This is a genomic window from Paraburkholderia sp. CI2, from assembly GCF_014201055.1.
In the GTDB taxonomy this organism is placed as follows: Bacteria; Pseudomonadota; Gammaproteobacteria; order Burkholderiales; family Burkholderiaceae; genus Paraburkholderia; species Paraburkholderia tuberum.
Map to the genome: position 1 here is coordinate 1 of NZ_JACHDL010000010.1, position 25497 is coordinate 25497.

At 66.7% G+C, this 25497-nt stretch carries 25 protein-coding genes and 1 pseudogene; 6 read left to right on the forward strand and 20 right to left on the reverse strand.

Features of this window, described 5'->3' with window-relative positions; all coding sequences use genetic code 11:
- Both HDG32_RS15595 and HDG32_RS15600 read right to left on the reverse strand, forming a co-directional pair.
- Positions 1-884: pseudogene (locus HDG32_RS15595) on the reverse strand (ammonium transporter); the annotation flags it as partial.
- A 46-nt stretch (positions 885-930) separates the two neighbouring features.
- The gene (locus HDG32_RS15600; RefSeq protein WP_013088261.1) at positions 931-1269 is read right to left on the reverse strand and encodes a P-II family nitrogen regulator; all 339 of its coding nucleotides are present in this window, start codon (positions 1267-1269) and stop codon (positions 931-933) included.
- A 389-nt stretch (positions 1270-1658) separates the two neighbouring features.
- Between HDG32_RS15600 and HDG32_RS15605 the strand changes: the two genes are divergently transcribed.
- Together HDG32_RS15605 and HDG32_RS15610 are read left to right on the forward strand one after the other, a co-directional pair.
- On the forward strand, positions 1659-1913 hold the full coding sequence (locus HDG32_RS15605) for an accessory factor UbiK family protein (RefSeq protein WP_026228952.1): 255 nt from the start codon (positions 1659-1661) through the stop codon (positions 1911-1913).
- 120 nt (positions 1914-2033) lie between these two features.
- On the forward strand, positions 2034-3644 hold the full coding sequence (locus tag HDG32_RS15610; RefSeq protein ID WP_184068570.1) for a YifB family Mg chelatase-like AAA ATPase: 1611 nt from the start codon (positions 2034-2036) through the stop codon (positions 3642-3644).
- A gap of 332 nt (positions 3645-3976) precedes the next feature.
- Here the strand turns inward: HDG32_RS15610 and HDG32_RS15615 are convergent, their stop codons facing one another.
- Positions 3977-4660, reverse strand: coding sequence for a hypothetical protein (locus HDG32_RS15615; RefSeq protein ID WP_184068573.1), 684 nt, complete (start codon positions 4658-4660; stop codon positions 3977-3979).
- A gap of 203 nt (positions 4661-4863) precedes the next feature.
- On the opposite strand from HDG32_RS15615, the gene HDG32_RS15620 reads away from it, so the two are divergent.
- On the forward strand, positions 4864-5400 hold the full coding sequence (locus tag HDG32_RS15620; protein ID WP_184026536.1) for a TlpA disulfide reductase family protein: 537 nt from the start codon (positions 4864-4866) through the stop codon (positions 5398-5400).
- Positions 5401-5459: 59 nt separating this feature from the next.
- On the opposite strand, the gene HDG32_RS15625 is transcribed toward HDG32_RS15620, so the two are convergent.
- From HDG32_RS15625 to HDG32_RS15655, 7 genes are all read right to left on the reverse strand, one after another.
- Entirely contained in the window at positions 5460-6809 is a 1350-nt protein-coding gene (locus tag HDG32_RS15625) for a sigma-54 dependent transcriptional regulator (RefSeq protein WP_184068576.1), read from the reverse strand.
- 31 nt (positions 6810-6840) lie between these two features.
- A complete protein-coding gene (locus HDG32_RS15630; protein ID WP_184068579.1) occupies positions 6841-8913 on the reverse strand; it encodes an ATP-binding protein in 2073 nt (690 codons plus the stop codon).
- A 45-nt stretch (positions 8914-8958) separates the two neighbouring features.
- Positions 8959-10239 carry a dicarboxylate/amino acid:cation symporter gene (locus HDG32_RS15635; protein ID WP_184068582.1) on the reverse strand — a complete coding sequence of 427 codons (1281 nt, stop codon included), beginning with the start codon at positions 10237-10239 and terminating at the stop codon, positions 8959-8961.
- Positions 10240-10615: 376 nt separating this feature from the next.
- Positions 10616-11368, reverse strand: coding sequence for a glycerophosphodiester phosphodiesterase (ugpQ, locus tag HDG32_RS15640; protein WP_184068585.1), 753 nt, complete (start codon positions 11366-11368; stop codon positions 10616-10618).
- 111 nt (positions 11369-11479) lie between these two features.
- Positions 11480-12487, reverse strand: a complete 1008-nt coding sequence (lipA, locus tag HDG32_RS15645) for a lipoyl synthase (protein ID WP_184068587.1) — start codon at positions 12485-12487, stop codon at positions 11480-11482.
- A gap of 13 nt (positions 12488-12500) precedes the next feature.
- Positions 12501-13226, reverse strand: coding sequence for a lipoyl(octanoyl) transferase LipB (gene lipB / locus HDG32_RS15650; RefSeq protein ID WP_184068590.1), 726 nt, complete (start codon positions 13224-13226; stop codon positions 12501-12503).
- Positions 13227-13345: 119 nt separating this feature from the next.
- A complete protein-coding gene (locus HDG32_RS15655) occupies positions 13346-13672 on the reverse strand; it encodes a DUF2917 domain-containing protein (RefSeq protein WP_184002639.1) in 327 nt (108 codons plus the stop codon).
- Between the two features lie 98 nt (positions 13673-13770).
- Between HDG32_RS15655 and HDG32_RS15660 the strand changes: the two genes are divergently transcribed.
- Positions 13771-14754, forward strand: coding sequence for a transcriptional regulator GcvA (locus tag HDG32_RS15660; protein WP_184068593.1), 984 nt, complete (start codon positions 13771-13773; stop codon positions 14752-14754).
- A gap of 19 nt (positions 14755-14773) precedes the next feature.
- On the opposite strand, the gene HDG32_RS15665 is transcribed toward HDG32_RS15660, so the two are convergent.
- The 10 genes from HDG32_RS15665 to HDG32_RS15710 all read right to left on the reverse strand — a co-directional run bounded on the left by HDG32_RS15665 (position 14774) and on the right by HDG32_RS15710 (position 23507).
- Positions 14774-15043, reverse strand: coding sequence for a DUF493 family protein (locus HDG32_RS15665; RefSeq protein ID WP_129960330.1), 270 nt, complete (start codon positions 15041-15043; stop codon positions 14774-14776).
- Positions 15015-15974, reverse strand: a complete 960-nt coding sequence (locus HDG32_RS15670; protein ID WP_184068596.1) for a D-amino acid aminotransferase — start codon at positions 15972-15974, stop codon at positions 15015-15017. The genes HDG32_RS15665 and HDG32_RS15670 overlap by 29 nt, the downstream gene beginning before the upstream one ends.
- Positions 15975-15987: 13 nt before the next feature.
- Positions 15988-17217 carry a D-alanyl-D-alanine carboxypeptidase family protein gene (locus HDG32_RS15675; RefSeq protein ID WP_184068599.1) on the reverse strand — a complete coding sequence of 410 codons (1230 nt, stop codon included), beginning with the start codon at positions 17215-17217 and terminating at the stop codon, positions 15988-15990.
- 321 nt (positions 17218-17538) lie between these two features.
- Complete coding sequence (locus HDG32_RS15680; RefSeq protein ID WP_090802833.1) at positions 17539-18183, reverse strand: alpha/beta hydrolase; 645 nt, start codon at positions 18181-18183, stop codon at positions 17539-17541.
- Positions 18184-18209: 26 nt separating this feature from the next.
- A complete protein-coding gene (locus HDG32_RS15685; protein ID WP_090802831.1) occupies positions 18210-18533 on the reverse strand; it encodes a ferredoxin in 324 nt (107 codons plus the stop codon).
- 104 nt (positions 18534-18637) lie between these two features.
- The gene (locus tag HDG32_RS15690; protein WP_090802829.1) at positions 18638-19795 is read right to left on the reverse strand and encodes a VanZ family protein; all 1158 of its coding nucleotides are present in this window, start codon (positions 19793-19795) and stop codon (positions 18638-18640) included.
- Between the two features lie 31 nt (positions 19796-19826).
- Positions 19827-20453, reverse strand: coding sequence for an ABC-type transport auxiliary lipoprotein family protein (locus tag HDG32_RS15695; protein WP_184068602.1), 627 nt, complete (start codon positions 20451-20453; stop codon positions 19827-19829).
- Between the two features lie 30 nt (positions 20454-20483).
- Positions 20484-21452: an MlaD family protein gene (locus tag HDG32_RS15700; protein ID WP_184068605.1), complete on the reverse strand. Its 969-nt coding sequence runs from the start codon at positions 21450-21452 to the stop codon at positions 20484-20486.
- Positions 21453-21498: 46 nt separating this feature from the next.
- Positions 21499-22377, reverse strand: coding sequence for an ABC transporter ATP-binding protein (locus HDG32_RS15705; protein WP_184002655.1), 879 nt, complete (start codon positions 22375-22377; stop codon positions 21499-21501).
- Entirely contained in the window at positions 22374-23507 is a 1134-nt protein-coding gene (locus HDG32_RS15710; RefSeq protein ID WP_184068608.1) for an ABC transporter permease, read from the reverse strand. The genes HDG32_RS15705 and HDG32_RS15710 overlap by 4 nt, the downstream gene beginning before the upstream one ends.
- Before the next feature lie 146 nt (positions 23508-23653).
- Between HDG32_RS15710 and HDG32_RS15715 the strand changes: the two genes are divergently transcribed.
- Together HDG32_RS15715 and HDG32_RS15720 are read left to right on the forward strand one after the other, a co-directional pair.
- Positions 23654-24592: a biotin--[acetyl-CoA-carboxylase] ligase gene (locus tag HDG32_RS15715; RefSeq protein WP_090802821.1), complete on the forward strand. Its 939-nt coding sequence runs from the start codon at positions 23654-23656 to the stop codon at positions 24590-24592.
- Entirely contained in the window at positions 24589-25428 is an 840-nt protein-coding gene (locus HDG32_RS15720; protein WP_184068610.1) for a type III pantothenate kinase, read from the forward strand. The genes HDG32_RS15715 and HDG32_RS15720 overlap by 4 nt, the downstream gene beginning before the upstream one ends.
- The last annotated feature ends 69 nt before the right edge of the window (positions 25429-25497 follow it).

Below are 25497 nucleotides of genomic sequence, written 5' to 3' on the forward strand. Positions count from 1 at the left end.
CCATAGCCGACGCGCTTGCCGAGCACCAGACAGCAGACCAGGCCCGCGATACCGGCGTTGATGTGCACCACCGTGCCGCCCGCGAAGTCGAGGATGCCCGCGCTAGCCAGCCAGCCGCTCGGCTCCCACACCATGTGCGCGATCGGCGAGTAGACGATGATCGACCACAGCGTCATGAACACCAGCATCGCCGAGAACTTCATGCGGTCCGCGAAGGCACCGGTGATCAGCGCCGGCGTGATGATCGCGAAGGTCATCTGATAGACGAAGTAGACCGTCTCGGGGATCGTCGGCGCGAGGTGGCTGACGGTCAGCGTCGTGGCCTTGTCGCCCTTGATGTAGTTCATGCCCGTCATGAACACGCGCGAGAAGCCGCCGATGAACGAGCTGCCAGGCGTGAACGCGAGGCTGTAGCCGACCACGGTCCAGACGATCGTCACGACACAGGTGATCGCGAAGCTTTGCATCAGCGTCGCGAGCACGTTCTTCTTGCGGACCATGCCGCCGTAGAACAGCGCGAGACCCGGGATCGTCATGAACAGCACCAGCGCGGTGGAGGTCAGCATCCACGCGGTGTCGCCGGAGTTGATCTTCGATGAATCGACCGAGAACGGTGCGGTTGGGGCGGCCGGCGCGGCCGCGGCGGCGGCCGATGCATCGGCGGCGGCCGGTGCGCTTGCGGCCGGCGCGGCGGACGCATCGGCGGCGGGAGCCGAGGCCGCCGGGGCAGCGGCTGCGGCGGAGGCGTCCGGTGCGGGCGCGCTCGCCGTCGTATCGGGAGCGGAGGCGGCTGCGGGAGCGGACGCATCGTCCGCGAGGGCGGTGCCGACACCGCCCGCGAGCAGCGAGCCGGCCATCAGCAGGGACATCATTAGTTTGCGCATCTTGGTTTTCCTCTTGTCGCTATCCGTGTCGCTATGTTCTGGTCTTTTACAGTGCGTCCGCGCCGGTCTCGCCGGTGCGGATCCGAACCACCTGCTCGATCGGCGTGACGAAGATCTTGCCGTCGCCGATCTTGCCGGTACGCGCGGCGCGCTCGAGCGCCTCGATCGCCTGATCGACGATGTCGTCCGATACCGCCGCTTCGATCTTCACCTTCGGCAGAAAGTCGACGACGTATTCGGCACCCCGATACAGCTCGGTGTGGCCCTTTTGCCGTCCGAAGCCTTTGACTTCAGTCACCGTGATGCCCGACACGCCGATCGCCGACAGGGCTTCGCGCGCTTCATCCAGCTTGAACGGCTTGATGATTGCGGTAATGAGTTTCATGAAATCCTCGCTAGTTATTGCTGATCCGTTGTGCCCCGTGGCGTACCCGTGACGGCGGTCTCCTGCGCTACCGGGAAAAGCGCCCTGGCAGTGCGCGCGCGGGGCAGTAACAGCAACTCCTATGCCACGTTGTGTCGGAGCGCGCCTCGCGCGCGTGGCGCAGCGCGCCCGAGCGGCCTTGTCCGAACGGCCAGCGGCGCGGCGGGCGGTGGCGCGGCGGGGGGATCGTTGCTAGAGTGTTCGAACGTTCTGAACGCGAGGGCGCGCACCAAACACGCTCACGCGGCCGCGGCAACCAATACGTCGCGCGCACCAGGATCGCCCGCTCGCCGTAACGGGGCACGGGCGCAATGAAACATGCACACTTTTTGTGCGCCAAGGGGAACACGATGAAACAACCGAACGACGTTTTTAACGACTTCCAGGCCCGCGTCAGCGATCTGTTCAAGAATTCGCCGGCCAAGGATGTCGAACGCAACGTCAAGGCAATGCTGTCGCAGGGCTTCTCGAAGCTCGATCTGGTCACGCGCGAGGAATTCGATACGCAGACCCAGGTGCTCGTGCGTACGCGCGCGCGCCTCGAAGAACTCGAGCGCCGGGTCGCCGAGCTCGAACAGAAATTGCCGCTCACGCAGACGCCGTAAGCGCTGCTCGCAGCTTTCGCGCTGCGCAGTGCCGCACATCACAGGCAAGCGGGCCGTGACGTCATCAGCGTTTTAGGGGATTTGCGCGCGATGTGAGCGCGCCGTCCGACGGGAGAGAATATGTCGCTTGCCGTGGTGCGCAGCCGCGCGCCGGCCGCTGGCCGTGCGCCCGAAGTGACCGTCGAGGTTCACCTCGCCAATGGACTGCCGTCCTTTTCGATCGTCGGCCTGCCCGACCTGGAAGTGCGCGAGAGCCGTGAACGCGTGCGCGCGGCGCTGCAGAACTGCGGTTTCGATTTTCCAGTCCGCCGCATCACCGTCAACCTCGCGCCGGCCGATCTACCGAAAGAATCCGGTCGTTTCGATCTGCCGATCGCGCTCGGCATCCTCGCCGCAAGCGGGCAGATTCCCGCCGAATCGCTGCTCCATCGCGAGTTTGCCGGCGAGCTGTCGCTGACCGGCGCGCTGCGGCCGATGCGCGGCGCGTTCGCGATGGCCTGCGGCACCGCGCGCGGCGCGCTGGCGAACGCCGGCAACGCCGACGCTTCATCTGAAGCGCGTTCTGCGTTGCCCGCCCTCCTCGATCAACTAGCCGCACCGGCCTTCCATACCCCACAGCTTTACCTGCCGGCCGCGAGCGCGGCGGAAGCGGCGCTCGTGCCCGGCGTCGACGTGTTCGGCGCCGCCGATCTCCCGTCGCTATGCGCGCATCTCGCAGGCTCGCCGGACGCGCGTCTTAGTCCGGTCGCCGCGCCCGAGCACAACGAGCACGCCGCCGCCCCGTCGCCGGACATGGCCGACGTGATTGGCCAGCGCGCCGCTCGGCGCGCCCTCGAAGTCGCGGCGGCCGGCGGCCATCACGTGCTGCTGATCGGACCGCCCGGCGCCGGCAAGTCGATGCTCGCGGCACGCCTGCCCAGCTTGCTGCCGCCCATGACCGACGACGAAGCGCTCGCCTCCGCCGCGCTACTGTCCGCGAGCCGCATCGGCTTCAAGCCGTCGCAGTGGCGTCAGCGGCCGTTTCGCGCGCCGCACCATTCGTCGAGCGCGGCGGCGCTGGTCGGCGGACGCAATCCGCCGCAGCCCGGCGAGATCACGCTCGCGCATCTGGGCGTGCTTTTTCTGGACGAGCTTCCCGAATTCGATCGGGTGGTGCTCGAAACGCTGCGCGAGCCGCTCGAAGCTGGCCGCATCACGATCTCGCGCGCCGCCTGGCAAGCGGATTTCCCCGCTGCCTGCCAACTGATCGCCGCAATGAACCCGTGCCCGTGCGGCTGGCGCGGCGATCCGGGCGGGCGCTGCCGCTGTACGCCTGAAGTTGCGGCGCGCTATTTGCGGAAATTGTCGGGACCGCTGCTCGACCGCATCGACATCCAGCTCGAAATTCCAGCACTGACCGCCACCGAACTCGCGGCACGCGCCGCCACCACCGGCGAAGCAAGCGTGGCGATTGCACAGCGCGTGAGCGCTGCGCGCGAGCGGCAACTGGCCCGGCAAGGCAAGACCAACCGCGAGCTGGACGGACGCGAAGTCGACGATGTATGCCGCCCGGACGCAGCGGGCGAGGCGCTGCTGCGCGAAGCCGGCGAGCGCTTTGGCTGGTCGGCGCGGGCGTACTACCGGGTGTTGAAGGTCGCGCGCACCGTCGCGGACCTGGCTGGCGCGGCGATGCCGAGCGCCGCGCAGGTCGCCGAGGCAATCCAATACCGCCGCGCTTTTGGCTCGTTATGAGGAGAAAAAACGACTGTCAAGACTTGACTTATTCACACACGCGCGATCCTGTTAGATTTTGATACAACTCAAAAGGGCGCAGACGCGCATCTCGCTAATCTGTTGATTTCATTGTATTTTTTTAAATTCCCTACGCCTGTGAATTTTGCCGGAAGGCCCGCCTGATGGGCTTTTGCGGCCATTGAGGCCGACTTCTCAACAGAGTTATCCACAGGCTGTGCGCGCAACTCAAAAATCTCAACGTAAACCGGCAATTAGCGTACAAACCTGCGAAGGAACTTTCACTGCATTCGGCACTCTGAGGTGCGCCCGATCGGCCAAAAATACCGCATTTAGTACAGCTGGAACGACGAAAAAAACTGGTCGACCTGGTCTTGCGGCAGCGGTTGATCGGCGATGATCGCCGCCTGGTACACGTGCCGGCCGCGCGCGACGAGCCGCGCATACACCGTGCGCGTCTCGTGTTTGGCGCCCGCCGTGCCGCTCACCGTCATTTCCAGCCCCGGTATCTTGCCGCCCGCCGCCAGCGGGATTTGCGCTGGGTGAGCATCGGGCGTCGCGCCGACATTGCGCGCCAGTCCCGCGCGCAGGAAATCGAGCGCGGCACGCTGGGTCGCGTCGCTGTCGTCGGGCAGCATCACGGTGCCGACCGCAAAGACCGCATTGCCCGCTTCGGCGGTCTGCATTGCCATCTGCATCGGTGTGCCGCCGATCTGCACCGCGCGCTGATCGTTGTCCGGCTTGGCTGGGAAGTCGACCGTGTAGCCCTTGTCGTTGTTCATCACGGTGCGCCAGTCGAAGGTCGGTGAGCAGGCGCTGAGCGCGACGCCGAGCGCCAACGCGGCCGTCGCCGCGCCGATCACGGTTCGAGCGTGACCGGATCGCGTGAATGCGCGGAGAAATAGGCCCGCCGGTTGGAAGTCGCCCGCACGGCGGGCGGACAATCGGCTGATCAACGGAAAATGGCAAGAAACGCGGGCAACTAAAGAGCAGACGCGAAGAACGGTTCGGAGCATGGGACGGAAGATCGGGCTTCTCGGAGCGTAAAGCGCCATTATCCGCTGATCGACTGCCGGGCCGACGCGAAGCGCAGCCGTCCCGCCATTTCGGCGCAGCCGAACCCATTGGAGCTAGAATAGAAGAGTTGTTCAGTACCGGCCCGCGGGCCACCACACCGCCCCATTGTTCCGCGCCGCGCGCGACTCACGAGGTTCCGTCCATGAGTTCCAATTCACCGACCGCCGTCCGGCGCACGAACCCGCTTCGCTATCTGATTGCGGTGGCCGTGGCCATTGCGCTCGCCGTCGCCGGTTACTTCGCGTTTGCCGGCCAGCAGCGCGTACCCGATGCGACCTTCACGCTGCTATCGGGACAGAAGCTCACGACCGCGGACCTCAAAGGCAAGGTTTATCTGGTCAACTTCTGGGCAACGAGTTGCGACACCTGCATGAAGGAAATGCCGCAGATGGTCGAGACCTATAACCGCTTCAAGGGCCAGGGCCTCGAATTCGTCGCGGTGGCAATGAACTACGACGCGCCGATGTACGTGACCAATTACACGCAAACGCGTCAGTTGCCGTTCAAGGTCGCGATGGACGACGGCTCGGCCGCCAAGCGGTTCGGCAACGTGCAGCTCACGCCGACCACCTTCGTCGTCGATAAAGACGGCAAGATCCTGAAGCGCTATGTCGGCGAGCCGCAGTTCGCGGAACTCGACCAGTTGCTCGCGAAAGCGCTGAAGGCTGGCGCGGCTTAAGCCGGCGCAAGCAGATCCCCACGCGCCGGCGCAACCTCCCGCCGCCGGCGTCCGCCTCCTCACCGCTCCCCTTCCCCTTTGGCCGCAAGGCCATATCGCTTGATCTTCTCGTAGAGCGTCGCCTTGCCGAGCTGCAGCCGGTCCGCCGCGACCGCGACCACGCCGCCCGCCTGCTCCAACGCCTCGGCGATCATCGCGCGCTCGAACTGCTCGACACGCTCCTTCAGCGGATGGGTGGCCCCGCCGTCTTCGCCGAACGACAGCACCGGTTCGTCGGCGATGCCGAGCACGAAGCGGTCGGCGGCATTACGCAGCTCGCGCACGTTGCCCGGCCAGTCTCGCTGCATCAGACTCGCACGTTGGCGATCGGTTAGCATCGGCGCCGGCCGCTGATAACGAACGGCAGCATCCAGCAGGAAATGCTCGAACAGCGGCACGATGTCCTCGCGACGCTCGCTCAAAGGCGGCAGCGCGATCGTCACCACGTTGAGCCGGTACAGCAGATCGCGCCGGAACGAGCCATCCGCGACGTGCTCGGCCATGTCGCCTTTTGCAGCCGCGACCACGCGGCAATTGACGCGAATCGGCTGATTCGAGCCGAGCCGTTCCAGCACGCCGTCCTGCAGCACGCGCAGCAGCTTGACCTGCAGCGCGAGCGGCATGCTCTCGATCTCGTCGAGAAACAGCGTGCCGCCCGACGCATGTTCGAGCTTGCCGATCCGCCGTTTGGCCGCGCCGGTGAACGCGCCCGGCTCGTAGCCGAACATCTCCGATTCGAACATCGGCTCGGGCAGCGCGCCGCAGTTCACCGCGATGAACGGCTTGTCACGCCGCGGCGACAGCTCGTGCAGGCTGCGCGCGATCAGCTCCTTGCCCGCGCCGGTATCACCGTTGATCAGGACGGACGCATCGGTCGGCGCGACGTTGGCGATCAGCCGCCGCACCTGCTCGATCGCCGGACTGCGGCCGATGATGCGCGGCGCGACCGCGTTCTGCCCGGCCAGCTCACGGCGCAGCGCGAGGTTTTCGAGCACGAGCTTGCGGCGCTCCAGCGCGCGCCGCACAGTTTCGATCAGCCGCTCGGACGCGAACGGCTTTTCGATGAAGTCGTAGGCGCCGTCGCGCATCGCCTGCACGGCCATCGAGATATCGCCGTGGCCGGTGACCAGAATCACCGGCACGTCGGGCGCGCGCTCGTGGCACTGCGCGAGCAGGTCGAGACCGCTCGCGCCGGGCAGCCGGATATCGCTGACGATCACGCCGGAGAAGTCCGCGCTGATCAGCTTCGCCGCGGCCTCGACCGACGCATGGCCGATTACGTCGAAGCCCGCCAGTTGCAGGCTCTGCACGCTCGCGCGGCGCACCAGTTCGTCGTCTTCGATATACAGCACTTGCAGGCCGTCGTTCATTGCGTGTTCCGGGTGATGCTTCGGGGTGAAATCAGGAGCCCGCGGTCAGCGAATCGTGCGAGGGGCTGGTCTGCACACGCGCGCGACGCAGCGTCAACACGAACGATGCGCCACCGTGCGGCGCGTTGCGCGCGACGAGCGAGCCGCCGCAATCGCGCGCGATCGACGATGAAATCGCGAGGCCAAGGCCGAGCCCCTGGCCCATTTCCTTCGTCGTGAAAAACGGTTCGAACAGGTGCGGCAACACGTCGTCGGGAATGCCGGGACCGTTGTCGCCGACCGCGATCGACAGGTTCGCGACGCCGGCCTCCACCTCGACCGTGATACGCGGCGGGTTCATGCCGGCGGTTGCGTCGAGCGCGTTGCCGAGCAGGTTGATCAGCACCTGTTCGAGCCGCAGATCGTCGCAATTCGCGACCAGCTCCGGATGATCGTCGGCGAGATTCAGCGGCGTGCGCGCGCCGCCTGCCGCAGCGGCGGCGTCGGTGTCGGTGTCGGTGTCGGCCGCGGCATCGATCAGCACGAACTCGAGTTCGACGCCCTGCAGGCGCTTTTGCAGCAGCGCGACGACGTTGCGCAGGGCCCGCACGATCGACGCGCGCGCGCTGCGCGGCCGCGCGCGGCCGACGAACAGCTTCAGCTGGTTCGTGATCTTGCCCATGCGCTCGGTGAGCGCCGCGATCGCTTCGAGATTCTCGCGCGCCGATGCCTGATCGCCGCGTTCGAGCAGCACGCGCGTGTTATCGGAAAAACTGCGCAGCGCGGCGAGCGGCTGGTTCAGCTCGTGCGTGATGCCGGCCGCCATCTGGCCGAGCGCGGCCAGCTTGCTCGCCTGGATCAGTTCGTCTTGCGCGGCGCGCAGTTCCTGCTCGGCGCGTGTACGCTCGGCGACTTCCTTGTGCAACTGCTCGTTCGCCTCGGACAGATCGGCGGTGCGCTCGGCGACGCGCTGGTTCAGCTCGGCATAGGCCTTCTGCAGCAGCGCGCGGCTGCGCATCATTTCGCGCACACGCGCGCGCCGCATGCGCCAGTAGAACGCGAGCAGCACCAGCGACACATAGCCGAAGCCGGTGACGATGGTCGCCTTGCGCGCGTCGGCATCGACCGGATCGACCGGCGACATCGTGATCAGATGCCAGTCCGGCTCGCCCATGGCGTGACGCGACGCGAGGAAGCGCGGCGCGGAGCGCCCGCCGCCGATGCGCAGGATCTGCGCATTGCCTTCGAGCATGCGCTCGACCGTCACCGGTAGCGGCTCGATCGGCTGCTGCGCGTACTGGCGAGCCTGGTAGATCGAATCGGCGATCTGGCCGGGCAGCGGCCGAATCGTGTGGTACTTCCATGCCGGCACCGACGACAGGAAGATCACGCCATGATCGTCGGTGACGACGAGCGGCTCGGACGCGTCCACGCCCTGAAACCATTCGAGATCGAGCTTGACGACCGCCACACCGACGATCTTGCCGTCGCGCCGCACCGGCTGCGAGATGTAGTAGCCGGGCGCCTGCGAAATCGTGCCGATGCCGAAGAAGCGGCCGACGCCGCCTTTCATTGCATCGACGAAATACGGCCGGAACTGATAGCCCGCGCCGACGAAGCTGCCCGGCCCGCGCCAGTTGCTGGCGGCGATGCAGTAGCCGTCGAGCGAAATGATGTAGGTGACCGTCGCGCGCGCGTGGCGGTTCAGGTCTTCGAGATAGAGATTCGCGCGCTTGACGTTGGCGGGATTCGGATCGATCAGCACGTCCTGCACGATCGGATGCTCGGCGAGCAGATACGGCAGCGATTCGTAGCGTTCGAGCGTGCTCTTGAGCGCGCTCGCGGTGCGCTCGGCGCGCACGGCGGCGTTGCGCCGCAGCGTGTCGACACCGCTTTTCCACGCAAGGCTGTAGGTGAGCCAGCATGCCGCCGCGAGCCCGGCTGCGAGCGCGAAAAGAATCAGCAGGCGGCGGGTCACGTTGGCAAAGTCCGATCGATGTGCATCGGACATTGTGGCACAGGGCGGCAAGGCGTCGCCGCCAGACGCGTCGCGGGCTGGGCCGCGACTTTTGCCGGCGGTCTCGCCGGCAAACGCCTCGAAAGGTCGCGCGGACGCCGGTTTCATGCTTAAGCGTCCGCGCTGGTCACGACAGGGTTGGCGAGGCGCGACTCAAACGCCGGCCGGCTCTTTGACCGCCACCTCGCCGCGCAGCACCTTGTTCAGCTTGCTGCGATCGAGCTCCTTTTCCCAGGCCGACACGACGACCGTCGCGACACCGTTGCCGACGATGTTCGTCAGCGCGCGGCACTCGCTCATGAACCGGTCGATGCCAAGGATCAGCACCATGCCCGACAGCGGAATCGTCGGCACCACGGCCAGCGTCGCCGCGAGCGTGATGAAGCCCGCGCCGGTCACGCCGCTCGCACCCTTCGAGGTCAGCATCGTCACCGCGAGCAGCGTCAGCTGCTGGCCCCACGTAAGGTCGGTGTTGGTCGCCTGAGCGATGAACAGCACCGCCATCGTCATGTAGATGTTGGTGCCGTCGAGGTTGAACGAGTAGCCGGTCGGCACCACGAGGCCCACCACCGAGCGCGAGCAGCCGAGCTTTTCGAGTTTCAGCATCAGCTGCGGCAGCGCGGCTTCGGACGAGCTCGTGCCGAGTACGATCAGCATCTCTTCCTTGATGTATGCGACGAAACGCAGGATGTTGAAGCCCACCGCCCGCGCGATCGCGCCGAGCACGACCACCACGAACACGATCGAGGTCAGATAGAACGTGCCGACCAGCTTGAGCATCGGCAGCAGCGAGCCGATGCCGTACTTGCCGATCGTGAAGGCCATCGCGCCGAACGCGCCGATCGGCGCGAGCTTCGTGATGATGCGCACCATGCCGAACAGGATGTGCGAGAGCCCTTCGATGAAGTTGGTCACCGGCTTGCCCTTCTCACCGGCCGTTGCGAGCACGGCGCCGAACAGCAGCGCGATCAGCAGGATCTGCAGGATCTCACCCTGCGCGAACGCCGACAACAGCGTGTCCGGAATGATGTGCATGAAGAAGTCGACCGTCGACTGGCCGTGCGCCTTCGCGGCATACGACGCAACCGCGCGGCCGTCGAGCGAGGCCGGATCGACGTTGAAGCCGGCGCCGGGTCGCAGCAGGTGCGTGGCCGCGAGGCCGAGCACCAGCGCGAAGGTCGAGACGATTTCGAAGTACAACAGCGCCTTGCCGCCGACGCGTCCAACCTTCTTCATGTCCTCCATGCCGGCGATGCCCGTCACGACCGTGCAGAAGATGATCGGCCCGATCACCATCTTGATCAGCTTGATGAAGCCATCGCCGAGCGGCTTCATGTCGATGGCGAGGTTCGGGTAGAAATGCCCGAGTACGATGCCGATGATGATCGCCACGATCACCTGGACGTACAGCACTTTATGGATAGGTTTCTTCACGATGGTTCCTGCGAGGGATATGAGCTGATGACCCGCCGCGAGGCGCGACACGCGAACGAAACGTCGTCGCGCGGGCGCACGTTGGCGGACCGCTGCAAAGACGACGAATTCAGAAATACCGGGAAGGGAAATCGGACATTTTGTCTCCTTGCTTTTTTGTCGGGCCGTGGCGGCCACGCGCTTTCTTTTGCAAGGTCGATGCCAGTTTGATTTCAGACTGGAAGCCTTGATTTTTGTGGGTTTTCCGGCACAGCTCGGCGCGCGCCGTCCGGGTTCCCGGAAATCCGGACGAGCACTGTCGGGGAATCCGGAATTCGGTGCGCGCGCGTTTGCGGGGAAACCCGCAGGGGTTTGTGCGGAGCTTGCGAGCGCACCGTCACGTCAACAGATCGATCCGGTCCGTGCAGATCGTGTCGACGCCCCATTCTTCGAGCAACCGCGCGCGCGCCGGATCGTTCACCGTGTAGGCGAGCACGCGCAGCCCGGCCGCGCGGATCTGCGCGACCAGCGGTTCGCTCAGATAGCGGTGACTCGCGTGCAGCGAGACGCAGTCGAGTTCGCGCACGATGCGCAGCCAGTCCGCCGGGACCCGCTCGAACAGCATGCCGCGCGGCAGCGACGGCGCGGCATCGCGCGCGGTGGCGAGCGCGTCGAACGAAAACGACGACACCAGCGGCGGCGTCTGCCCTTGCCAAAGCTCGAGCGCGCCCCGGGCGACCAGTGCGCCGGTGATGACTTCGCGGCCCGGACACGGCTTGATCTCGATGTTCGCCGCGATGCCGTCGCGCGCGCAACGCTCGGCCGCGTCGGCCAGCGTCGGCAGCCGCGTGCCGGCGAACTCCGCGCCGCGCCACGCGCCGGCATCCAGAGCGGCGAGTTGCTGCCATGTGTGCGTGGCCGCCGGCCCGTGGCCGTTGGTCGTGCGATCGAGCGTGTCGTCATGCAGCAGGAACAGCGCGTTGTCGGCGGACAGCTTCGCGTCGAATTCGACCATGCGATAGCCGTAGCGCACGCAGGCGTCGAAACCGGCCAAGGTGTTTTCCGGCGCAAGCGTACCGCCGCAGCGGTGCGCGATCAGCCGCGGATAAGGCCATTGTGCGGAGGTCCCGCGATCCATCGGGGTTGCCACGTGTCGTTTCCTTGCTGATAGAAGAGCGGTCTATGAAAAAAGCCCGCACATCGGCGGGCTTTTCGTTTCTGCGGGCGTGAAGCGAGGCAACAGCGGCGAGGCGCGAGCGCGTCAGACCACGCCGGCTCCATGCGCCTGCACGTCGGCGTGATAGCTCGAACGAACCATCGCGCCCACCGCGGCGTGCGTGAAGCCCATCTTGTACGCCTCTTCCTCGTACATCCTGAAGGTGTCCGGATGCACGTAAGCGCGGACCGGCAGATGATGCTCCGACGGCTGCAGGTACTGGCCGATCGTCAGCATGTCGACGTCGTGCTCGCGCAGATCGCGCATCACTTGCAGGATTTCCTCTTCGGTTTCGCCGAGGCCGACCATCAGGCCGGACTTGGTCGCGACGTGCGGATGCAGCGCCTTGAAGTCCTTCAGCAGCTTCAGCGAATGCGCGTAATCCGACCCCGGGCGCGCTTCCTTGTACAGACGCGGCACCGTTTCGAGGTTGTGGTTCATCACGTCGGGCGGCGCCGCATTCAGGATGCCGAGCGCGCGGTCGAGGCGGCCACGGAAGTCCGGCGTCAGGATTTCGATACGCGTTTGCGGCGACAGCTCGCGCGTCTGACGGATACATTCGACGAAGTGCGCCGCGCCACCGTCGCGCAGATCATCACGGTCGACGCTGGTGATCACCACGTACTTCAACTTCAGCGCAGCGATGGTGCGCGCGAGGTTGGCCGGTTCGTCGGCGTCGAGCGGATCGGGACGGCCGTGGCCGACGTCGCAGAACGGGCAGCGACGCGTGCACTTGTCGCCCATGATCATGAAGGTCGCGGTGCCCTTGCCGAAACATTCGCCGATGTTCGGGCAGCTCGCCTCTTCACACACCGTGTGAAGATTGTGCTCGCGCAGGATCTGCTTGATCTCGTAGAAGCGCGAATTGCCGGTGGCCGCCTTCACGCGGATCCAGTCCGGCTTCTTCAGCTTTTCGATCGGAACGACCTTGATCGGGATGCGCGCGGTCTTGGCTTGCGCTTTCTGCTTCGCGGTGGCGTCGTAGGCGGCGGGGGCCGGCACGCCTTCGGGCGCGGGGGTGGCTGCTGCGGAATTCGCGGTTACGTCAGTCATTCGTTCGATCCAGTCAAGCGGTGAGCGCACCGGCCTGCGGTTGGGTGACGGCCGCGGGATTGCCGTCGAGGTTTGCGGTGAGACTTGCTGCGAGGGTACGGGCCACGTCGTCCCAGCCGGCGGCGATGCCGAGCGTCGCCATGTCGACTGTTTCGAGCCCCGCGTAGCCGCATGGATTGATCGCGAGAAACGGCCGCAGGTCCATGTTCACGTTCAGACTCACGCCGTGATAGCTGCAGCCGTTGCGGATTTTCAGGCCAAGCGCCGCGATCTTGGCGCCGGCATGGAGCCCGGCGTCGGGCCCAGGCGCCACGTAGATGCCGGGGGCGCCCGCCTTGCGTTCTCCGGCGAGATTATACGCCGCGAGGGTGTCGATCACGGCCTGCTCGATCCGGGTGACCAGCTCGCGCACCATCAGCTTGCGCCGGCGCAGGTCGAGCAGCAGATAGGCGACCACCTGGCCGGGCCCGTGATACGTGATCTGCCCGCCCCGGTCGACCTTGACGAGCGGAATGTTGCTGTCTGCCGCGAGCAGGTGCGCCGGATCGCCGGCCTGGCCGAGCGTGAAGACGGGCGGATGTTCGACGAGCCAGATTTCGTCGGCGGTGTCGGCGGTGCGTGCGTCGGTGAAGGCGCGCATCGCGTCGAAACTGGCTTCGTAGGGTTCGCGGCCGAGCCAGCGCAGCATGGGCGGCTCGATGGCAGGTAGAGGAGACGGAGAGACCGGGGTGGCGCACATGATTCCGGGAGTTTACCGAAATCTCGGAAACCGCGCCCGCGGCCACCGGGAACCTGCACAGCCGGGGCCGGTACCCTGCCGGCCCCGGCGTCATGCACGGCTTTTGCGCCGCGCCACCGTCAAACGGTGCGCCAGCCGCCGCGCACACGCATCATCCAGCGCTCGCCGATGCGAGCGAGCCAGTTCAGCGCGCGCTCGTCGCAGCGGGTCGGCACCGAGAACGTAACCTTCGCGAACGTGGCGCCCTCGGCGCTGAGCCAGAGCCGCTCGCCGCGCCGCAGATGCAGCGTCTGCCCGGGCTGCAGCCAGTAGTCCTTCGTGTCGTCGCTGCGCGTGACCCACACTGCGCCGCCATGCACGCGCAACTTCGTGCTGCGCGCGACCTTCAGCGGCAGCGTGTCGCCAGTGCGGATTTCATATGCAATGCTAGAGGAAATTTCTCGCATGAGGCCCTCGCCAAAAATCGTTTCATGACTAGAATCCTAGGTGCAGCAAGGACTTGGGCAAAACGATCAATTTTCACGTCTATGTGAGAAATATTGCAATGGACCTGCGTCAACTCCCCGCCCTGAACGCGATCAAGGCGTTCGAAGCCGCCGCCCGCCACGAAAGCTTTTCGCGCGCCGCCGACGAGTTGTTCGTCACGCACGGCGCGGTCAGCCACCAGATCCGCGCGCTCGAGGCCGAGCTCGGCGTGTCGCTGTTCGCGCGCGACGGCAAGCGCGTGCGCCTCACCGAAACCGGCCGTCGCTACGCCACCCAGGTGCGCGCCGCGTTGATGGAGCTCGCCGACGCGACTCGCGCGATCCGTGCCGGCGACCGCGAGCGGCGCCTCGTGATATCGATGCTGTCCTCGTTCGCGGCACGCTGGGTGACGCCGCGCATCGGCAGCTTTATCGAGGCAAATCCGCAGTGGGATCTCGAATTGCTGACCACCAATGCGCTGACGGACTTCGCGCGCGACGACGTCGACGTCGCGATCCGTTTCGGCTTCGGCAAATATCCGGGGCTGCACGCCGAGCTGCTGCTCGACGAGATTTTCTTCCCCGCCTGCTCGCCCAACTTCAACGGCGGCAAGCTGCCGCAAACCCCGGCCGATCTCGCCAAAGTCCCGCTGCTGCGCTCCGACGACGAGCTATGGCGCCCATGGTTCGACGCCGCCGGCCTCACCGACTGGCCGGAGCCGAAGCGCGGCGTGCTGTATCAGGATTCGTCGAATCTGTTGCAGGCGGCCGTCGACGGCCAGGGGGTCGCGCTGACGCGCCGCTCGCTCGCGATGCACGAAATCGCGGCGGGCCGGCTCGTGCGGCTCTTTGATGTCGATGGGCCGAGCCCGTGGCAATACTATTTGGTCTGCCTGCCGCAGATGCTGGGGACCGCGCGGGTCAAGGCGTTTCGCGACTGGTTGTTCGACGAGGTGGCGCGCTTCAGGCTGCTGTTCGATCTCGCCTGCGAGGCGGGTCCCGCGGCAAGCGCGCGCCTGGCGGCGCAGGGAGTGACGGCGGACGCGTTGCGCGTCGCGCCGTAAGTTGAAAAACCGCGCGGTGTTACAGCACGACCTTGACCATCGGATGGCCGGTCAGCGCGCGATAGATGTCGTCGAGATGCGCGCGGCTCGTCGCCCGCACGTGGACGGTCAGCCCCGTGTAGGTGCCGCTGCTCGACGGCCGCGTCTCGACGCGCGACGCATCGACCTCGCTATCGAACACGCGCACCACTTCGACGATCGTCGCGGCAAACTCGGGGTGCGATTTGCCCATGATCTTGATCGGGAAATCGCAGGGGAATTCAAACAGTGAGTCGTTCTCGGGATTCATTCTCTACTCCTTCTTCCGCCGCGGCGGCTTCAGCCGCCTTGGCTCGCTGATACGCCGCATACAGCTCCGCAAACACCGCGCCCGGGCGGCGCGCGCCGACCGGCGCGCCATCGAGCCGCGTGACCGGCAGCACTTCCCTGGTCGCCGAACTGACGATGATTTCATCGGCCGCGCGCACTTCAGCTTCGGTGATGTCGCGCGCTTCGAAGCGGATACCGCATTCGGCCGTCAGCTCCTCGATGAGCCCATAGCGGATCCCTTCGAGAATCCTGTTGCTGCGCGGCGGCGCGGCCAGCACGCCATCCTTCACGATCCACACGTTCGACGACGACCCTTCGGTCAGCAAACCATCGCGGAACTGCAGCGTCTCGAGGGCGTCGTTTTCGGCCGCGTATTGCGCCATCAGCACGTTGCCGAGCAGCGACACCGACTTGATGTCGCAATTGAGCCAGCGACGATCCTCGGCGCTCACGCACGGGACACCGCTTGCGCGCTGCGCGGCGGCGGGCAGGTTCAGCGCGGTGACCATCACGAACACGGTCGGCTTCACGCCGGCCGGAAATGCGTGAGCGCGCTTCGCGACGCCACGCGTGACCTGGATGTATGCGATCGCGTCCTGATCGGCACGCAAGCCGCCGTCCGTTTCGTTGGCCTCGACCACGCGTCCGATCAGCTCGCGCCAGCCAGCGTCGTCGAGCGGATTGGCGATGCCGATCTTGCCGACCGAGCGCGCGAGACGCGCCAGATGCTGCTTCAGACGAAACGCGGTGCGCCGTCCGCTCGCGTGCGCGTACAACGGCGCCACTTCGTAAATGCCGTCGCCGAAAATGAAGCCGCGGTCGAGCACCGGCACGCGCGCTTCGGACAACGGCACCAAGTCGCCGTTCAGATGAACGATCGGGTCCGGCAAAACCTCGGAGACAACGGTCATTGCGACGTAGCCCTTATTTTTTCTTGTTGAACATCAGCATCAGCGAATCCCACACGCGGCCCACCACACCGGCTTGCTGCACCGGCTGCAGCGCGACCACCGGGAATTGCGCGAGCACCTTGCCGTCGGCGACGAGCTTGGCGGTGCCGATCTGCTGGCCGTTGGCGATCGGCGCGACGAGCGGATCGTTGAGTTCGATCTGCGGCTTCGCCTTGTCGGCGGCGCCCTTCGGCAGCGTGATGTACTGGTCGCTTTTCACGCCAACCTGCACGCTGTCCTGCGAACCCTTGTAGACGCGCGGCGTGGCCACGACCTGGTTCGCCTTGTACAGACGCGTCGTGTCGTAGGCGGTGTAGCCGTAGTTCAGCATCTTCAGGCTGTCCTGCACGCGGTCGTGCTCCTTGGTCTCGCCCATCATCACCGAGACGAGACGGCGCGACGCGTCGGTCGTGCCCGGCAGCGGACGCTTCGCGCTCGCGATCAGGCAGTAGCCGGCCCCTTGCGTGTGACCGGTCTTCAGACCGTCGACGGTCGGGTCGATCCACAGCAGACGGTTGCGGTTCGGCTGCTTGATCTTGTTGTACGTGAATTCCTTGACCGAGAAGATGTTGTAGTACTCGGGATAGTCGCGGATCAGGCGGGCCGACAGGATCGCGAGATCGCCCGCGGTCGTGTAGTGCTGCGGGTCGGGCATGCCGTTCACGTCGGCGAAATGCGTGTGCGTCATGCCGAGCTTTTGCGCCTCCTTGTTCATCATGTCGACGAACTGCGCCTCGCTGCCGCCCACCAGTTCGGCGAGCGCAATTGCCGCGTCGTTGCCCGACTGCACGATCATGCCGTACACGAGGTCGTGCACGGTCACCGGCTTGAGCGCCTCGATGAACATGCGCGATTCGTCGTTGCGCACGCGCCGCACGGCTTCGCTCGGCTCGATGCTCTGATCCATCGTGATCTTCTTCGTGTCGAGCGCCTCGAACACGAGATACGCGGTCATCAGCTTGGTCAACGACGCCGGCTCGACGCGCTCGTCGGCATTGGCGGACGCGAGCACCTGGTTGCTGGTCGCGTCGACGAGCACCCACGAGCGCGCGTTGACGCCCGGCGGCGGCACCTGCGCGAACGCGGTGCTGGCGACGAGCGTGGCCGGCAGCACGAGGCCGACGGCGACGGCGCGATTGAGCGAAGCGGGAACGAAAGAAGCGAGTGACGGGAATGACGTGCGGCCAGAGGAGGAGAAACGCATAGGATCGATTCGTGCAGAAAAATACGTTGCGCGACAGCGCGCGGAGTTGGAGGAGCCGGTCGGCGGGGCATCTGGCCGTAAAACGGCGGGCGCCCGTTGGACTGATGGCGACGCAATCGGTTCGCGAGCGCGGCGCTGCGCACCCGGCCGCGCCCTCCCGCGAAATGATTCCGCGGCGCGCGATTCTGCCGGCTGGGCGGCGCTGTGCCCAAAAAAAGAGCGCCCATTATACGCGCGCTACCTGGTCAGCTTCGCGCGCGTGTCGTCGATTTGCACACGTTTGCGCGCACCTGTCCCCCGCAAAATGCGCGTCGCGCGTTTTCAGCGCCAGGCGTCGACGATGATCCGCTTCAGGATGTGAAGCTTGCGATGCAGAAAGTGCTCGGCGCCCGGAATCACGACGACCGGCAGTTCCTGCGGCCGCGCCCAGTCGAATACGGACTGGACGGGAACGGTCTCGTCGACTTCGCCGTGGATCACGAGTGTGCTTTCGGGCACGGGTGCGACGTCCCAGCGGCTCGCCGCGGTACCGACGAACACGATGCGCTCGATTTCCCGGCCTTCATCGCGCAGCTTCGCCGCGACGTGCGACAGCACCACAGTGCCGAACGAAAAGCCCGCCAATACGAGCGGCAGATCGCCGTAGTCCGGATCTGCGCGCATGTGCTCGAGCACCGCGCGCAGATCGTCGCGCTCGCCGACGCCCGCGTCGTGCTCGCCCTGGGTCTGGCCGACGCCGCGGAAATTCGACCGGTAAGTGACGTAGTTCAGCTGCACGAGCGTGCGCGCGAGGGTCTGCGCGACCTTGTTGTCCATCGTGCCGCCAAACAGCGGATGCGGATGCGCGACGAGCGCGATGCCGCGTGGCGCGGCGCCTTTTTCGCGCACGCCGTCGGGCAGGTCCAGCGCGACCTCGATCTTGCCGACCGGGCCGTCGATCAGATACTTCTTCGTGTTGACGTTCATCGGGATGGATCGTTTCGTGGTTCGCGTTATTGATCGATCTTCAGACGCTCGACGATCTTGCCGTTCGCAAGATGCGATTCGACGATCTCGTCGATGTCGCTCTCGTCGACATAGGTGTACCAGACCGCCTCGGGATACACGACGAGCGTCGGGCCCAGTTCGCAGCGATCGAGGCAGCCGGCCTTGTTGATGCGCACCTGGCCGGGCCCGGCGAGGCCGAGTTGCTTCACGCGTTGTTTCGCGTATTCCTGCATCGCCTGTGCGTTGCAGTTCGCGCAGCTCGGACGCTCGGCGCCGGGGTCGCGTTGATTCAGACAGAAGAAAACGTGGTGCTTGTAGAAGGAATCCATGATGTTCGGAGGGCGAGCCTGAAAGGAAGTGCAATGGCGGTGCGGACGATTATAGCGACCGGGCTGTGCAGGCGTCGGGGTCTGGCGGCCGGCGCGCAAGCACGTCACGCCCGCCTCGCGCGCCGCTTGAGCCACGCCCGCTCGACCGCGAACGCGAGCCACACCAGCGCCGCATAGGGCCATATCCATGCGAGCCAGCGCGCGAGCCCGTTGAAATGCAGATAGCGTCCCTGCCGCCAGTCGGCGAGCACGGCGTCGAAATACGGGTTCACCGGCAGCAGATTGACGAACACGAGTGCGACGACCAGCGCGACCCCGGCGAGCGTCGCACGCAACCGCCGCCGCAGCGGCAGCGCGACGAGCGCCGCGACGGTGCCGCACACGAGTCCGATTAGCGCGCCGGGCGTCGCCCAGTCGAACGCGAGGCCCGATTGCGATTGCAGGAACGTCGCGCCGGCCTTCACGCACAAGGTCGCGACGATGAACACGAACAGCAGGCGCACGCGCGGCGCATGACGGCGCGCCGGCAGCGATGCAAGCGCGAGCGCCGCGAACAGGTTCAGCGCCGTGATCAGCGCTTCCCATGTGTCGTCGTCCAGCCACGCGGCGGCCGCCGCCGGCCATGCGCCGACATGCCACGCGGACGGCGTCCACGCGAGCAGCGCGTCCTGGGTGGCCGGATCGACGCTCAGCCACAGCGCGCGCGGCCAGTTGCCGAGACCGAACAGACGCGGCGACGGATACATCGTCGCAAACGGCCACGCGGCGACGAGGCACGCGAGCGTCGCATGGCCGCGCTCGAACCACAGCAACCGCAAACGCCTGAGCAGGCCGCGGTCGAGCAGCGCGCCGGTCAACGGCGACATCACCGCCGCACCGACGAGCGCGCCCAGCGTGTTGGCGGCGAGATCGAGATTGGAGGCGACGCGTGTCGGCAGATAGGTCTGCACGGCTTCCATCGTGCCTGACAGCAGACCGCCCAACACGAACGCGAGCGCGACGGCCAGCGTGCCGCGCCAACGCGGGTACACCGCGAGCACCACCAGCGCGCCGAACGGCATATAGCCGAGCACGTTGGTGACGACGTCGAACGCCGTCAGGTACTGCGGCATCGGATCGAACAGATAGGCGAACGGCGTGATGCCGAGCGAGCGCCAGCCCGAGAACGGATACCACGACCCGTAGACGATCAGCGCCGTGTAAAGCAGCAGCGCCTGACGGGCCAGCGTCGACGGGCGGCGCAGCCAGGGGCGTTCGCTCATGCAGCGCTCCGTTGCGTGCGCTGCCCGCCCGTCATTGCGCGGCGACCAGCGCCTGCGAGCCGAGCCACGTGGTGATCTGCGCGACGAGGTCGTCGCTGGCCGTGGCGAGCGCCCGCGCGCCGCCGGCCGCATCCGCCGAATGCGCGGGCGCGTGCGCGACGAAGGTCTGCTGGCCGATCACCTTGCCGCCCTGCATCAGCGTCGCGCGCGCGGTGATCGCGCCGTGGCTGTCCGTCTGGCTGTCGAACACCTGCTCGAACTCGGTCAGATCGACCCGCAGCACCGGCGCGCTCACGCTGTCCGCGCCCGTCAGCACGGTGCCGCGCTCGCTCAGCGTGTTGCGCAGGCGCTGCGTCAGCAGTTGCGACGGCATCATCGTCCAGTGGCTGTTGGCGTAGGCGGCCGTCTGCTGCGCGTCGGCGTAGCTCAGCCGATAAGTCAGCCGGTCGGATTCGAGCACGGACGGCGCGCTGACCTCCAGCACCTTGACGGCCGGCAGCCGGCTCGCCGCGGCGGCCTGCGGCGGTGGTCCGAAGTCGTAGCGGACATCCGACACCACCGCGGACGTGCCCGCGCAGCCCGCCGCCAGCACGCCGAACGCGAGCAGCGCCGCGAGCGCGGCGCGCGAGGACAACAGTCGGTGAATCGAGCGTGACATGGGCATCTTCCTCTGTTCTAGCCTGCGGATTTAGTGAGCTGCGGGCGCGACGGCGGCGGGCCACGCAAAGCCGGCCTCGCCCGGACCCGGCGCCGGGCGCGGCGCGCCGAACAGCACGCTGCGCGGATTGGTGTTGAAGGTGTCGGCGGCGCGGTCGATCGATTGCGCCGCCGCGCGCACGTCCTCGGTCAGCGAATTGACGCGCGGCAGCGTCTGGAAGCCGACCTGCGCGGACAGGTCCTGCAGCGACGTGCTCATCTGCGTGAGCGCATCGCCCGCCTGCTGCGCGGCCGTGCCGACCTTGTTCAGATTGCGCTCGAGGGGCCCGTCCGGACGGTTCAGGTTCGTGATCATCTGGTTGGTCGACGCGAGCGTGTGGTTCAGCTGGTCGATCGTGCCGGGCAGCTTGCGGGCGACGGGCGCCATCTCACGAGTCAGCGTCGCGACGCCCGAGGCCGCCTGCGCGATGCTCGCCGCGGTGTCGTGCAGCTGCGCGACCATTTCCGGCGACAGCATGTTGTTCACGTTGTCGGTGACTTTTTCGAGCTTGCGCAGCAGCACGTCGCCGCGTCGCTGCAACTGGTCGAACAGACCCGGGCGCATCGGCAATTGTGCGACCTTTTGGGCTGACGACGGCAGCGGGGTCAGATCGCGCCCGGTATCGTCGAGCTGGATGAACGCGATGCCGGTCACGCCCTGCAAGCCGAGGCTGCCGAACGTCGAATGCGTGATCGGCGCGTGCTCGTCGACCATGATGCGGATCAGGATCTCCCCCGGATGTGTCGGATCGAACTTGATCGACTGCACACGGCCGACGTCGAGCCCGCGAAAGCGCACCGCCGCGTCCGCAAAGAGGCCGTTCACGCTGGTGCGCGCGATCAGGTCGTACGGCACCCGCACGGTGCGGTCGACGTTGAACAGATACGCCGCCAGCGCGACCGCCGCCGTCAGCACGACCGTAAAGAGCCCGGCCCAGAACGCATGCGCTTTGTTTTCCATTGTCAGTTTCCCTGGTTCATAGCGGCCCGGTTCATGGCGGCCCGCCTCACAGCGGCAACTCGGACGACGCCGGCTCGAGCGCCGCCGGCGGCAGCTTCGCCCGGCGCTCCGGCGGCAGCGCCTGCAGCGCGCGGCGCCCGCGCAGGCCGAGGAAATATTCGTGGATGAACGGATGGTCGACGCCCGCGGCCTCCTCGACCGGCGCGTTGACGAGCACTTTGCGATCGGCCAGCACGGCCACGCGTGTCGACAGTGCGACCATCGTATCGAGATCGTGCGTGATCATCACGACCGTCAGACCGAGCGCGCGATGCAGCCCCGAGATCAGCTCGACGAATTCGTCGGACGCCTCCGGGTCGAGGCCGGCGGTCGGTTCGTCGAGGAACAGCAGTTCGGGTTCGAGCGCGATCGCGCGCGCGATGCCAACCCGCTTGATCATGCCGCCCGACAGCGCCGATGGCATCTTCGACGCGTGCTTGCACGGCAGCCCGACCATTTCGAGCTTCAGCATCACGATGTCGCGCAGCAGGTCTTCGGGCACCTTGCCGAGCTCGCGCACCGGTTGCGCGACGTTGTCGAACACCGACAGCGACGAGAACAGCGCGCCGCGCTGGAACAGCATGCCGGAGCGGCTGCGCATCAGTAGCGCGGTGTCGGGCGAGATCGTTGCGAGGTCTTCGCCGAACAGCTTGATCGTGCCCCTCGACGGGCGCTCGAGGCCGAGAATCTGCCGCACCAGCGTGGTTTTGCCCGAGCCCGAGCCGCCGACGATCGACACGATCTCGCCGCGCCGCACGTCGAGGCTCAGATGCTGATGCACGATATTGCGGCCGTAGCGCTTGGTGATGTCGATCACCTCGATCACCGGCTCGGCGATCGACGGTACGGGTTGGCCGCGTACGGCTTCGGTGAGTGGCGCGATCATCCTAGCCCCACGTTCTGAAAGAGGATCGCGAACACCGCGTCCGCGAGAATCACGATGGTGATCGACGTGACCACCGAGGTCGTCGTGCCTTCGCCGAGACTCTGCGAATTGGCTTTGATACGGAAGCCGAAATGACAGCCGGCGATCGCGATCAGCATGCCGAATACCGCGCCCTTGCCAAGCCCGATCCACAGGTTCGCGATCGGCACGACGTTCGGCAGCTGGCGCGCGAAGAAGCTCATGTCGATGCCGAGCACGAGCTTCGCGGCGAGCGCGCCGCCCGTCAACGAGACCACGTTGGTCCACATCACGAGCAGCGGCATCGCGACGGCCAGTGCGATCACGCGCGGCAGGATCAGCCGAAGGCCGTGCGGGATGCCCATTACGCGCATCGCGTCGAGCTCCTCGGTCACGCGCATCACGCCGATCTGCGCGGTGATCGCCGAGCCCGAGCGGCCCGCCACCAGAATCGCCGACAGCACCGGGCCGAGTTCGCGAATCACCGCGAGGCCGAGAATATTGACGATGAACTGGTTCGCGCCAAACACGCGCAATTGCTGTGCCGACAGATAGCTCAACACGATGCCGATCAGGAACGCGACCAGCGCGGTGATCGGCAGCGCGCGAGCGCCGGCGTTGTAAATGTTCGCGGAGATTTCGGTCCACGGCGTGAGTTTCGGCTTGCGCACGATCGCGAGCAGATCGAGCACCACGCGCCCGAGCATCGTGACGCCGCCCTGCATATGCTCGACGAACGAGAAGAGGCTGAGGCCGAGCCGCGTGAACGGATCGAGGCGCGTGACCGGCTCGGCGCTCTCGCGCACCGTGTCGAGCAGCGCGATGCGCTCGAAGATGTCGCGCTGCGTGTCGGTGAGCGCGGTGCCCGGCGGCATCTTGCGGCCCCACACGCGCCACAGCGCCTGGCCTCCGACGTGGTCCATCCTGTCGACGCGCGACAGGTCCCACTCGCCGATGCCCTGCGCGCCGGTCAGCGAAACCAGTTGCGGAATCACGTGCCCGGTGTCGCGATCGCGCGCGAGCGCGAGCGCCGTCCACTGGCCCGAGAGACGGACGATCTTGCCTTTGCTGCCGGCCGCGACTTCAAGGCCGGGCGGAGTGTCATTGTTCAAGGATCGCGTGAATCTGGTTATCGGATTAGCGGCCATTGTAACGAAGGCTCGGCCGCCGGTCCGCACTGATGCACATCGATCGGCATCGCCGTTCACCGCTGCGCATTCGAGTCCCGGGCGGGGTCGCTGTGGCTACAATATGGGACATGAATGCCTCCAAGACTCCCGCCTCCCCGTCCGCAGCGACAAGCGCGGCACCAGCCTCGTCGTCGGCTTCGACCGACTGGCGCATCGATCGCGAACGCGCGGTCAAGCTGTTCGGCGCGCATGCGCATGACTGGCCGATCGAAATCGTCGAAGAAACCGGCTCGACCAACGCCGACTTGATGACCCACGTGAAAGCGCTGCCGCGCCGCGCGAACGCGCTGCCGCGGCCGATCGTGCGCGTCGCGTATCTGCAGACCGCCGGGCGCGGCCGCCGTGGGCGGCCGTGGTACGCGGAGCCCGGCAACGCGCTGCTGTTTTCGGTCGCGTGCGTCTTGCCGCGACCGCTCGAAGGGCTCGGGGGCTTGAGTCTCGCGGTGGGCGTCGCGCTCGTCGACGGGCTGCGCTCGCTGCCGGTCGCGGGTCCCGGACAGATCGCGCTGAAGTGGCCGAACGACGTGCTGCTCGAAGGCGACAAGCTCGCCGGCATCCTGATCGAAACCGCGTGGAGCACCGACGACGCGAGCGCGGTCGTGATCGGCATCGGCACCAACGTGAAAGGCGCCGACGAACTCGCGGCGAAGGTGGGCGCGCTGAACGCCGAGGTACCGCCGCAGGCGCTCGGCACCGTGCCGACCGCGTTGCAACGCGCGCTGCCGAACGCGAATCTGACCGATACGCTGGCAGCCGAATTGAACGCGCTCGAACCGATGCTGCAGCGCTTCGGCGCCGAAGGCTTCGCGCCGTTCCAGCCGCGCTGGAACGCGGTGCATGCTTACGCGGGCCGCGACGTCGTGCTGCTCGAACAAGGCCAGGAGCTCGCGCGCGGCGTGGCGGCGGGCGTTGACGAGCGTGGCCAGTTGCTGCTCGATACGGCTGAGGGCCGCCAGAGCATCGCGACCGGCGACGTGTCGCTGCGCCTCGCCCACGGTGTCGCATGAGTCAGCGCGCGCCATATCTGCTGATCGACGCGGGCAATAGCCGGATCAAGTGGGCGCTGGTGCAGCCCGATGGGACGCAGTTGGCGAGCGGCGCGCTCGCGCATGACGACCTTGCCGGGCCACGCGCGCGATCGGGTGCGCAACCCGCTTGGACTGACTGGCCGGCGCCATGCGGCGCGTGGCTCTCCAACGTCGCGGGTGCGGAGGTCGCGACGCACATCGCGGCGCTCGTCGACGCGCACTGGCCGCGACTGCCGCTCGCGACGATCCGCGCAAGTGCTCGTCGATGCGGCGTGACCAATTGCTACACGACACCGGACTCGCTCGGCAGCGACCGCTGGGCCGGCATGATCGGCGCGCACGCGACCTTTCCCGGCGAGCATCTGCTGCTCGCGACCTTCGGCACCGCGACGACGCTCGAGGCCTTGCGCGCCGATGGCGCGTTTATCGGCGGATTGATTGCGCCGGGCTGGACGCTGATGATGCGCTCGCTCGGTGAGCACACCGCGCAACTGCCGACGCTCGACGCCGCGCACGCGCGCGGCCTGCTCGACGCCGCCGAAACCACCGGCGCGGGCCGTCGCGGTCCGTTCTTCGCAACGGATACGCCGCGCTCGCTGTCGGCGGGCTGCACGCTGGCGCAGGCCGGATTGATCGAACGGATGTGGCGGGACCTGCAGGATGAGTGGCAGGTGCCGGTGCGTCTCGTAGTCAGCGGCGGCGCCGCCGACGAAGTGGCGAGCGCCCTGAAAGTGCCGCATACTCGCCACGATTCGCTGGTGCTGTCAGGGCTTGCGCTGATCGCAGCCGAGGATACGGCGCGGCAAAGCGGCTGATTGCCTGCCGTGGCTAGCGTTCGATTCACGACCGGGTGGCGCGTGATGTACGTGTAGAACGTGCGCCTG

What these genes read in the sequence shown, in the direction of transcription:
- HDG32_RS15600 (WP_013088261.1), bottom strand. Translation starts at nt 1,269, where the DNA reads ATGAAACTCATTACCGCAATCATCAAGCCGTTCAAGCTGGATGAAGCG.
- HDG32_RS15605 (WP_026228952.1), top strand. Translation starts at nt 1,659, where the DNA reads ATGAAACAACCGAACGACGTTTTTAACGACTTCCAGGCCCGCGTCAGC.
- HDG32_RS15610 (WP_184068570.1), top strand. Translation starts at nt 2,034, where the DNA reads ATGTCGCTTGCCGTGGTGCGCAGCCGCGCGCCGGCCGCTGGCCGTGCG.
- HDG32_RS15615 (WP_184068573.1), bottom strand. Translation starts at nt 4,660, where the DNA reads ATGCTCCGAACCGTTCTTCGCGTCTGCTCTTTAGTTGCCCGCGTTTCT.
- HDG32_RS15620 (WP_184026536.1), top strand. Translation starts at nt 4,864, where the DNA reads ATGAGTTCCAATTCACCGACCGCCGTCCGGCGCACGAACCCGCTTCGC.
- HDG32_RS15625 (WP_184068576.1), bottom strand. Translation starts at nt 6,809, where the DNA reads ATGAACGACGGCCTGCAAGTGCTGTATATCGAAGACGACGAACTGGTG.
- HDG32_RS15630 (WP_184068579.1), bottom strand. Translation starts at nt 8,913, where the DNA reads ATGAAACCGGCGTCCGCGCGACCTTTCGAGGCGTTTGCCGGCGAGACC.
- lipA (WP_184068587.1), bottom strand. Translation starts at nt 12,487, where the DNA reads ATGACTGACGTAACCGCGAATTCCGCAGCAGCCACCCCCGCGCCCGAA.
- lipB (WP_184068590.1), bottom strand. Translation starts at nt 13,226, where the DNA reads ATGTGCGCCACCCCGGTCTCTCCGTCTCCTCTACCTGCCATCGAGCCG.
- HDG32_RS15655 (WP_184002639.1), bottom strand. Translation starts at nt 13,672, where the DNA reads ATGCGAGAAATTTCCTCTAGCATTGCATATGAAATCCGCACTGGCGAC.
- HDG32_RS15660 (WP_184068593.1), top strand. Translation starts at nt 13,771, where the DNA reads ATGGACCTGCGTCAACTCCCCGCCCTGAACGCGATCAAGGCGTTCGAA.
- HDG32_RS15665 (WP_129960330.1), bottom strand. Translation starts at nt 15,043, where the DNA reads ATGAATCCCGAGAACGACTCACTGTTTGAATTCCCCTGCGATTTCCCG.
- HDG32_RS15670 (WP_184068596.1), bottom strand. Translation starts at nt 15,974, where the DNA reads ATGACCGTTGTCTCCGAGGTTTTGCCGGACCCGATCGTTCATCTGAAC.
- HDG32_RS15675 (WP_184068599.1), bottom strand. Translation starts at nt 17,217, where the DNA reads ATGCGTTTCTCCTCCTCTGGCCGCACGTCATTCCCGTCACTCGCTTCT.
- HDG32_RS15680 (WP_090802833.1), bottom strand. Translation starts at nt 18,183, where the DNA reads ATGAACGTCAACACGAAGAAGTATCTGATCGACGGCCCGGTCGGCAAG.
- HDG32_RS15685 (WP_090802831.1), bottom strand. Translation starts at nt 18,533, where the DNA reads ATGGATTCCTTCTACAAGCACCACGTTTTCTTCTGTCTGAATCAACGC.
- HDG32_RS15690 (WP_090802829.1), bottom strand. Translation starts at nt 19,795, where the DNA reads ATGAGCGAACGCCCCTGGCTGCGCCGCCCGTCGACGCTGGCCCGTCAG.
- HDG32_RS15695 (WP_184068602.1), bottom strand. Translation starts at nt 20,453, where the DNA reads ATGTCACGCTCGATTCACCGACTGTTGTCCTCGCGCGCCGCGCTCGCG.
- HDG32_RS15700 (WP_184068605.1), bottom strand. Translation starts at nt 21,452, where the DNA reads ATGGAAAACAAAGCGCATGCGTTCTGGGCCGGGCTCTTTACGGTCGTG.
- HDG32_RS15705 (WP_184002655.1), bottom strand. Translation starts at nt 22,377, where the DNA reads ATGATCGCGCCACTCACCGAAGCCGTACGCGGCCAACCCGTACCGTCG.
- HDG32_RS15715 (WP_090802821.1), top strand. Translation starts at nt 23,654, where the DNA reads ATGAATGCCTCCAAGACTCCCGCCTCCCCGTCCGCAGCGACAAGCGCG.
- HDG32_RS15720 (WP_184068610.1), top strand. Translation starts at nt 24,589, where the DNA reads ATGAGTCAGCGCGCGCCATATCTGCTGATCGACGCGGGCAATAGCCGG.